Origin of the sequence: Aquabacterium soli (genome assembly GCF_003933735.1) — a bacterium.
GTDB lineage: Bacteria > Pseudomonadota > Gammaproteobacteria > Burkholderiales > Burkholderiaceae_C > Aquabacterium > Aquabacterium soli.
In genome coordinates this window covers 136401-145163 of record NZ_RSED01000005.1, presented here as the reverse complement: position 1 = coordinate 145163, position 8763 = coordinate 136401, and the positions used below count along the sequence as shown (strand labels likewise).

Annotated in this window: 9 protein-coding genes; 2 read left to right on the top strand and 7 right to left on the bottom strand. The window is 68.4% G+C overall.

Annotation, left to right across the window (positions count from 1 at the left end; all coding sequences use genetic code 11):
* Positions 1-10 precede the first annotated feature (10 nt).
* The 5 genes from EIP75_RS07910 to EIP75_RS07890 all read right to left on the bottom strand — a co-directional run bounded on the left by EIP75_RS07910 (position 11) and on the right by EIP75_RS07890 (position 4326).
* On the bottom strand, positions 11-748 hold the full coding sequence (locus tag EIP75_RS07910; protein WP_125242707.1) for a thioesterase II family protein: 738 nt from the start codon (positions 746-748) through the stop codon (positions 11-13).
* A complete protein-coding gene (locus tag EIP75_RS07905; RefSeq protein ID WP_125242706.1) occupies positions 748-978 on the bottom strand; it encodes an MbtH family protein in 231 nt (76 codons plus the stop codon). Before EIP75_RS07905 ends, EIP75_RS07910 begins: the two co-directional genes overlap by 1 nt.
* A gap of 131 nt (positions 979-1109) precedes the next feature.
* Positions 1110-1349, bottom strand: coding sequence for a FecR/PupR family sigma factor regulator (locus EIP75_RS07900; protein ID WP_125242705.1), 240 nt, complete (start codon positions 1347-1349; stop codon positions 1110-1112).
* Positions 1350-1526: 177 nt separating this feature from the next.
* On the bottom strand, positions 1527-2045 hold the full coding sequence (locus tag EIP75_RS07895) for an RNA polymerase factor sigma-70 (RefSeq protein WP_125242704.1): 519 nt from the start codon (positions 2043-2045) through the stop codon (positions 1527-1529).
* 154 nt (positions 2046-2199) lie between these two features.
* Positions 2200-4326 carry a TonB-dependent receptor family protein gene (locus EIP75_RS07890; protein ID WP_125242703.1) on the bottom strand — a complete coding sequence of 709 codons (2127 nt, stop codon included), beginning with the start codon at positions 4324-4326 and terminating at the stop codon, positions 2200-2202.
* Positions 4327-4679: 353 nt separating this feature from the next.
* Between EIP75_RS07890 and EIP75_RS07885 the strand changes: the two genes are divergently transcribed.
* Positions 4680-6164 carry a flavin monoamine oxidase family protein gene (locus EIP75_RS07885; RefSeq protein ID WP_125242702.1) on the top strand — a complete coding sequence of 495 codons (1485 nt, stop codon included), beginning with the start codon at positions 4680-4682 and terminating at the stop codon, positions 6162-6164.
* On the top strand, positions 6161-7378 hold the full coding sequence (locus EIP75_RS07880) for a flavin-containing monooxygenase (RefSeq protein WP_125242701.1): 1218 nt from the start codon (positions 6161-6163) through the stop codon (positions 7376-7378). Before EIP75_RS07885 ends, EIP75_RS07880 begins: the two co-directional genes overlap by 4 nt.
* 32 nt (positions 7379-7410) lie before the next feature.
* Here the strand turns inward: EIP75_RS07880 and EIP75_RS07875 are convergent, their stop codons facing one another.
* The gene (locus EIP75_RS07875) at positions 7411-7806 is read right to left on the bottom strand and encodes a hypothetical protein (RefSeq protein ID WP_125242700.1); all 396 of its coding nucleotides are present in this window, start codon (positions 7804-7806) and stop codon (positions 7411-7413) included.
* An 87-nt stretch (positions 7807-7893) separates the two neighbouring features.
* Positions 7894-8760, bottom strand: coding sequence for a bile acid:sodium symporter family protein (locus tag EIP75_RS07870; protein ID WP_125242699.1), 867 nt, complete (start codon positions 8758-8760; stop codon positions 7894-7896).
* Between the last annotated feature and the right edge of the window lie 3 nt (positions 8761-8763).

Sequence of the window (8763 nt, the reverse complement as noted above, 5' to 3'; positions counted from 1 at the left end):
GTGCGCTGCATCAGGCGGCCACCGGCTCGGGCGCGGTGCTGGCCGGCCCGGCCGACAGCGTTCGCGCGACGATGTCCAGCACCAGAGCCTCGTGCTGGCGGATGAAGAAGTGACCGCCATCGAACCAGTGCAGGGCGAAGGGGCCGAGCGTCTCGTCGCGCCAGGGCGTCAGGCGCTGCGCGCCTATCTCGTCATCGCGTCCGCCGAAAGCGTGCAGGGGCACCTCCAGCGGCGGATCCTGCGGACGGTGGCTGAAGCTCTCGCAGACACCATAGTCGGCGCGCAACACGTTCAGCGTCAGGCGCCGCAGTTCGGCATCGGCCAGCACTTCTTCGGGCGTCCCGCCCTGGCGGCGCAGATCGCTTTCGAGCCAGGCGTCATCATGGCGGCCGGCAAAACGGCCTGGATCGCGACAGGCCGGCGCGGGACTGGCCGAGACGAACAAGGCCTCGGGCAGACGCCGAATCAGGTGGCGTTGGCGCCGCGCGATGCCATGGGCCAGCAAGCCGCCCATGCTGTGGCCGAACAGCGCATGCGGGCCGGCCAGTTCGGCCTGAAGCTCGTCGCACAGGCGCGCCACCAGGGTGTCAAAGGCGGCTTCGCACGGCTCGTCAAGGCGCGCGCCACGCCCTGGCAGCTCGACCGGCACGATGCGCAGCCAGGCGGGCACCAGGCGCTTCCAGCGCAGGTACATGGTGGCGCTGCCACCTGCGCAGGGCAGGCACAGCAGCGAGACGGGGGCCGGCATCAGCGCGCCTCGACCGCAGCCTGCTCGTCCATGAAGCGACGCAGCGACAAGGGGCGCATGTCGGTCCAGACCTGGTCCACGTGGGCCACACAGGTGGCCTTGTCGCCCTGCACACCAGTGTCGCGCCAGCCCGCGGGGATGGCCTTCCATTCAGGCCACAGCGAATACTGCTCTTCATGGTTGACCAGTACGCGGAAGATCGTGTCTTCGCGGTCGAAACAACTTGTCATGGCGGCGCCCTCGTACGGATGGAGTCGGTGGACGCCAGGGTCGAGACAACCCCGGCCGTCCGCCGGTATGCACCATTGACGAATGGAGGCCGCGAGAATTTAGTGGCGAATGCCTTGGCCCGCGCGCTGGCTCAGTCGGCCGAGGACGGCTTCGCTCCCGTGAGGCGCCAGACCTGCAAGGCCTGCTCGTAGGCCTCGCGGTGCGCAGATGCGGCATCGAGCCAGGTCCGCAGGTCTGCCACGCCATCAGCGTCCAGCGGCTGCTCGTGCTGGCGCATCACCCAGTCGAGCGCGATCTGCCACACGGCATCGTCCTTCGGCGTATTCTGTGCGCCCTCGCCGGCGCCGTTGTCTTGTCCAGATCCCGTCATGGTCCCTTCCGATCGGAACAGGCCGTTCCTGTGGACAAGGACGGCCGAGGTCGCCGGGCATTCATCAGGAATGATCCGGTGCTCCGATTCTAGGGATCCCGCGGCGACAAGCGCACCCGCGCCTGCCCGCATGGGAAAAGAGGTCGCGGCCAAGACCGCCACCAGCCGCCACCCGCATCAGCTCTGGCCGAGCGCGTCCCGGCAGCAGGTCATGGCATCGCGGATCATGAAGTTCACCAAGGTGGTCGAGATGCCAAGCTCATCGGCCACCTCGCGCTGCGTGAGTCCGCCCAGGCGATAGAGTTCGAAGGCACGGCGCGTGCGCTCGGGCAGTGTCGACAACGCATGGGCCACCAGGCGCAACTGCTGCCGGTGCATGGCCTGCATCTCGGGGCTGCCGTTCTGGTGGGGCACATGCGCACCGTCTTCTTCTGCCGCAAAGACCTGCGTTTCGAGCGCGGTGCGGCGGTGCCGGTCGATGGCCAGGTTGCGCACCATCTGGAACAGATAGGCCACGGGCTGGCGCACCTCGGCCGCCACCGGTGACTCGACCAGCTTGAGGTAGGCGTCCTGCACCACATCTTCGGCGCGCTGACCATTGCCCAGGATCTTGAGCGCCGCAGCCTTGAGCTGGGACCGCTGCGTGACGAACAGGGCACCGAGATCCAGCCCCTGCTGCTCGTTCAGAGTAAGCATCTGCCGCTCCTTTCAGGGCCCGGACAGCGCCGCCAGGCCCCATATTGAATGATAATTATTATCATTATAGGGAGCCATACTGAACGGTTTGTTTCAGCCTGTTGCCGACGGGGGCATCTCTGCGATGCCACACCGCTGACATCGCTGGGCAGGATCAAAAAGCCCGCGTCAACGTGGCAGACACCATCAACGTGCGCCCTGGCGCCGCCTCGTAGTAGCGGCGGTTGCCCTCGTTGACGATGACCGAGCCCACATGGCGGGTGTCGCGCAGGTTGTCGATGCGGGCCAGCGTGTCCAGCCGCCAGGCCTGGTCACCCTGGCCCCATACCTGGCGCCAGCCGCCGCGCAGCGCCCACACGGTGTAGGCGGGGGCGTACTCGTCATTGACATCGTTGGCCCACAGGCGGCCGCTGTGGCGAAGCTCCAGCGCGCCCTGCCAGCCGGTCGATGCAGGGCGCCAGGCCAGTTCAGCATAGGCCGTGCGGCTGGGAACCCCCGGCAGCGTGTTGCCAGCGGCCACCGTGTTGAAGGCATCCTGGTAGCGCGCACGGTTGAGGGTGAGCGCACTGTAGGCACTCCAGGCGCGGTTGAGCGTCCAGCGGGACGAGGCTTCAACCCCCTCGCGCTGGGTCCGCCCCACATTCTTGAAGGTTGAACGCCCGCCCTGGTTGCTGTCCACGGCGATCTCGTCATCGGTGTGGATGCTGAACACGGCCACATCCAGCGTGGCGCGCGGCAGGGGCCGGCTCTTGAGCCCGACCTCCAGGTGCCGGGCACGGCTGGCTTTCAGCCCTAGGTTCCAGCCGGGCTCGGTGCCCGCATTGCGGCGGTAGGCCACTTCGTTGAGTGTGGGCGTCTCGAAGCTGCGGCTGGCGCTGGCATACAGGTGCAGTGCGTCGGAAGGCTTGAACATCACCGAAGCCAGCGGGGTCGTCGCCTGGAATCGCATCGCGCCGCTGTCATCACCGTTGCCTGGCACGATGTACTGGTCACGCGAGCTGAAGCGCACGCGGCTGTGGCGCAGGCCCGCGCCCACCGACCATCGCTCGGCCACGGCCCAGTCGGCCTGCAGGTACTGATCGCTGTTGCGCGCACGGTTGCGCTCGTCGCGGCGCAGGGCGCCCACCACGCCCAGCGTGCTGCCGATGAAGTTCTGGTAGCCCTGGCGCTGCTCGGTCACCTCGTCCAGGCTGGCGCCGCCGGTCAGCGTGAAAGGCCGCTCGGCCAGGCGTGTGCGCCAGGTGTAGCGGGCGTCGAGGCCCTGGTAGTCGCGGCTGAAATCGATGATGCCGCCGGGGTGCGTGGCGGCCGACTGAACACCCGCAGGAATGGACTGGAACTGCCGCACCTGGCGGCTGCCGCCATAGGCCATCAGGCGCAGGCTGTCGTCATCGCCCACCGGGCGCTCGTAGACCAGGCCCAGTTGCCCGTTTTCGATGTCCTTGCGGGTGTTGTAGCGCAGGGCATTGGCATCGCTCTGTCTGGGATCGGCGGCCAGTTGCGCCCTCGTTAGGCCCAGCGGATCCTGCACCCCGGGCATGTTGAGGTAGCCGCCGACCAGGGTGAGCGTGGCCCGATCAGGCAACTGCCAGCGCAGCTTGGTGTTGAACTGGTCGCGCTGGGCGGCGCTGTGCTGGCGCCAGCCGTCGGTCTCGAAGTGGCTGAAATTGACCAGGTAGTTGACCGCCCCGCTTTGCCCGCCCAGCTTGAGCTGCTGGCGCCGCAGTCCGTCCGGCCCGATGGCCAGGCCGAGCGACAGTTCCGGCGAAGGCGGCCCGTCCTCGGTGAACACCTGCACCACGCCGCCGGCCGCGTTGCCATAGAGCGCCGAGGCCGGGCCGCGCAGCACCTCGATGCGTTCGGCCGAGCCCAGGTCGAACGAAGCGCTCTGACCCTGCCCATCCGGCATCGTGGCAGGGATGCCGTCGGCATACAGGCGCACCCCGCGCACCCCGAAGGTGGAGCGCGCGCCGAAACCCCGGCTGGAGATCTGCAGATCCTGCGCGTAGTTCTGGCGGTTGAGCACGCCCAGGCCCGGCACGCGCTGCAGCGCCTCGGACAGGTTGATCTGCGGCCCCATCTGGCGCAGCGTGACGGCGTCGACCGTGTCCACGGAAGCCGCCACGTCGCGCCGGTCTTCGGGTGTGCGGGTGGCGCTGACGACCACCTCAGGCAAGGCCTCGGCCGTGCCCATGTCCGGCCCGGTTTGCGCCAGCGTAGGGGCTGCCACCAGCGCCACGCAACAAATGAACGGCGTTTTACGAAACAAATTGAACGTCATTCAAGGGATTTCCAGGGTCGATCTGATACGCCGTGAGGTCACAATTCTTCGCATCTGATTATTTTCGTGATCACTTCGTGGAGCTTCGTGCATCCTGAAGTCTCGCAGGGTGGTCAATGACCTTGCCCAGGACGGGTCACCGCACACACACCTCTGCGTCATTTGTTTCATGCGTCGCCTAGTGCGGCGTCTCCTCGGGCGTGCACTGACGCCCTTTCAACGCCGGGCCTGTCCCGGCGTTTTTTTTCCGGCACGGGCACGGCCGTGCTGGAAACCCCTGCACTGTCAGGCACTAGACACTTGCAAGGCCTGCTTGAGGCCATCATGGCGCCACACCTCGGGAGGGAGCCCCCATGAGCACGACGCGCCGCCGCCTGTTGTCTGGTTTGACTGCTTCCGCCGCCACCGCGGCTTCCGGCCTGCTGGCCACGCACCGACCGGCCCAGGCCGCCACGGGCCCCTCGGCCAGCGGCCACCACGACACCGACGTCGTCGTGATCGGCGGGGGCTACTCGGGCCTGGCCTGCGCGCGCGCCCTGGTGGCCGCCGGCCGCCAGGTGCTGGTGCTCGAAGCCCGCGACCGCGTGGGCGGCCGCTGCCTCAACCAGGCGCTGCCCGCCCCTCACGACCGCTTCGTGGTCGAAGGCGGCGCCGAGTTCATCGGCCCGGGCCAGACCCGCATGTACGAACTGGTCCAGCAACTGGGCCTGCGCACCCACACGGCCTACACCACCGGCAAGCTGGTCAACTGGGCCAACGGCCGGCGCAGCACTTACGACGGCGTGCTGCCGCTCAACAACCTGCTGGCCGCAGGCGAAGTGGGCCTGGCCATGCTCAAGATCGACGCCATGGCCAAGCAGGTGCCGCTCGATGCGCCCTGGACGGCCGCCAAGGCCGCCGAATGGGACAAGCAGACCGTGCAGTCCTGGATCGACGCCAACCTCTTCATCAAGGATTCCAAGAACCTGCTGCGCCTGGCCGTGCTCTCGCTGCTGTCGACCGAGCCGCAGGACATCTCGCTGCTCTATCTGTTGTTCTACGTGAACAGCGGTGGCGGCCTCACGCCCCTGCTCAGCACCACGGGCGGCGGCCAGCAGGACCGCATCGTCGGTGGCTCGCAGGCCATCGCGCTGGCCATGGCGCGCGAGCTCGGCACGTCGCGCTTGCTGTTCAATGCCCAGGCGCAGTCGCTCACGCAGGATGCGGGCGGTGTCACCGTGGAGGGCAACGGCTTCAGCGTGCGTGCCCAACGCGCCGTGGTGGCCATGTCGCCGTGGATGGCTTCGCGCCTGAACGTGGCGCCGCTGGACGGCCCCACCCAGGCCCGCCTGCAGATGGCGCAGCGCGTGCCCATGGGCTCGATCTGGAAAGTGCATTGCCTGTACGACCGCCCCTTCTGGCGCGACGACGGCCTCAACGGCCAGGTCACCAGCGACAACTTCATCACGCGCGTCACCTTCGACAACACCCCGCCCGAGCCGGGCGCGCCCGGTGCGCTGATGGGCTTCATCGACGGGCAGGATGCGCGCGAGGCGCTCCTGATGACGCCGGCCGTGCGCAAGCGCAAGGTGATCGAGGCCTTCACCGCCTACTTCGGCGCCAAGGCCGCCTCGCCCACCGGCTACCTGGAGATGAACTGGCAGGCCGAGAACTTCAGCGGTGGCGGGCCCACCGGCCATTTCCCGCCGGGCGTGCTCACCGCCTACGGCCACACCCTGCGCCCACCGACAGGCCGTGTGCACTGGGCCGGCACCGAAACCGCCACCATCTGGACGGGCTACATGGAAGGCGCCGTGCGCTCGGGTGAGCGCGCGGCTCAGGAGGTGCTGGCCCGATGAGCGCCCTGCCCTCCGACGCCACGGCACCCGGCCCGCTGCGCCAGGCGCCGTTCACGCCCACGCTGATCGTGGGCAGCGGCCCGGCCGGCCTGGCCGTGGCCGCCTGCCTGCGCCGCCTGTGGCTGCCCTTCGAGATCCTGGAGCAGGCCGGCGACGTGGGCCATTCGTGGATGCGCCACTACGAGCGCCTGCACCTGCACACCGACAAGGGCCACTCGGAGCTGCCCTACCGCCCCTTCCCGGCCGATTACCCGCGCTACCCTTCTCGCCAGCAGGTGGTCGACTACCTGCAGGACTACGCCCGGCACTTCCAGATCGCACCGCGCTTCCAGCAGCAGGTGGTGTCCGCCCGGCGCGTGTTCAGCGGCGAAGGCACCGAGGCCGGCCAGCCCTGCTGGGAGGTCAACACGCAGGACACCCGCTACAGCACCCACCACCTGGTGCTGGCCACCGGCGTGAACCACGATCCGCACCGGCCGCACTGGCCCGGCCAGCACACCTTCCAGGGTGAGATCGTGCACAGCGCAGAGTACAAGAACGGCGCCCGGTGGGCCGGCAAGGCGGTGCTGGTGGTCGGCCTGGGCAACTCCGGCGGCGAGATCGCCATCGACCTGTGGGAGCACCAGGCCCGGCCCAGCCTGGCCGTGCGCAGCCCCGTCAACGTGATCCCGCGCGAGGTGATGGGCACGCCCTTTCTCACCATGGGCATCCTGCAGCGCTCATGGCCGGCCTGGCTGGCCGATGCGCTCAATGCGCCGGCCACGCGCCTGCTGGTGGGCGACCTGACACGGTACGGCCTGCCCAAGCCACGGCTGGGGCCGATCGCGCAGGTGCGCCAGGAAGGCAAGGTGCCCTTCATCGACATCGGCACCATCGACCTGGTCAAGCGCGGCCAGGTCAGCGTGCACCCGGGCATCGAGCGCTTCACACCCGATGGCGTCGTCTTCACCGACGGACGGGCCCAATCATTCGATGCGGTGGTGCTGGCCACCGGCTACAGGTCGCAGGTCGGCCACTGGCTCGAAGACGGACAGATCCCGCTGCCCGACAAGCAGGTGCCCAGCCCGCAGCCAGGCCTGCCCGAGGGCCTGCACCTGTGCGGCTTCTACGTGTCGCCCACCGGCATGCTGCGTGAAATCGCGCGCGAGGCCCGGCTGATCAGCCGGGCGATCGCCGCCAGCCAGGGCGATCAGGCCGCTACGCAAGCCGGCTGATGCGCACGCTGGAGACGTTCTGCGTCGAGGGTTCAGAGCTTGGGCATGCCGTCGTCCGGCGGCAGCAGGCCGACGTCCGGCAGCACGCCGCCCGACGGGGACGGTGATCCGCCGAACTCCGTGCCGAACAACTGCAGCGACTTCTTCTGCACCCGGCTGCGGAAGTGCTTGCGGTCGAACAGCTTTTGCTGCGCTTCGGCCGGCAGGTCGGTGATGCGCAGCACGTTGCGCTCGATCAGCACATCGATCAGGTCTTCCAGCACCCGCACCAGGTTGGCATCCAGCCCGGCGAAGGAGCGCTCCTCATCGACCACGGCCACGAAGGCGCGCACCTCGGGGTGGTCGACCGGCAGGGCCTCGGCGCCCGGCACCGGCTCGAGGTGCAGGCTGCTGATCTTGCCGGCGTCATCACGCAGAACGTAGCGCATGGTGTGAAGGTGTGCAGGAGTGGTGGGCAGACTCTATCCCAGCTATCGACCGCCCGAGCGCGAACTTGAAACCAGGGGTGCCCGGGATCAGCGCCCTGCGGTGAAGCGACGCATCAGCAGCGCGAAGGCCAGGCCGCCCACGTACATCACGATGCCATAGACCGCGCCGGGGATGGCCATGTTGCCATCCTTGAGCACGGTCCCGGCGATCACCAGCGCCAGCGTGGCGTTCTGCACCGCCGTCTCGATGCCCAATGTCACGCTCTGGCGTCGCGACAGGCGCGAGAGCCAGGCCACCGCGAAACCGCAGGCGAGCATGGTCAGGTTGAGCCCCAGGGCCAGCGGGGCCAGCGTGGGGAAGGCCGTCCGGGCCACATCCCAGTTCTTCGAGATAGCCGCGATCACCACCAGCACGAACAGCACCGTGGCCACCTTGGTGAAGCGCGGCTCCAGGCGCAGGGCCAGCGACTCGCGCCAGCCCCGCAGCGCCATGCCCAGCGCCACCGGCAGGCCCATCATCAGGAAGACCTGGACCATCATCATGCCCACAGGCACATCGACCGCCTGCGCGGCCCCGCTGAAGTACGCCAGTGACCAGGCCACGATGAAAGGCAGGGTGAAGATCGTCAGCACGCTGGCCACGGCCGTGAAGCTCAGCGCCAGCGCCACGTCACCGCGTGCCAGGTAAGTCAGCAGGTTCGAGGTGCTGCCCGTGGGACAGGCCGCCAGGATCATGAAACCCACGGCGAAGGCGCCCGTCAGTCCCGTCAGCTTGAGCATGCCGAAGCACACCAGGGGCAGCAGGATGAAGTGGCAGAGCACGCCCACCAGCAGCGCGCGGGGCTGCTGCACGATGCGGCGGAAATCCGCCACCGTGAGCCCCAGGCCCAGCGAGAACATGATGAATGCCAGCACAGCCGGCAGCAGGATGGTCGATGCGACATCGGCTTGCATGAG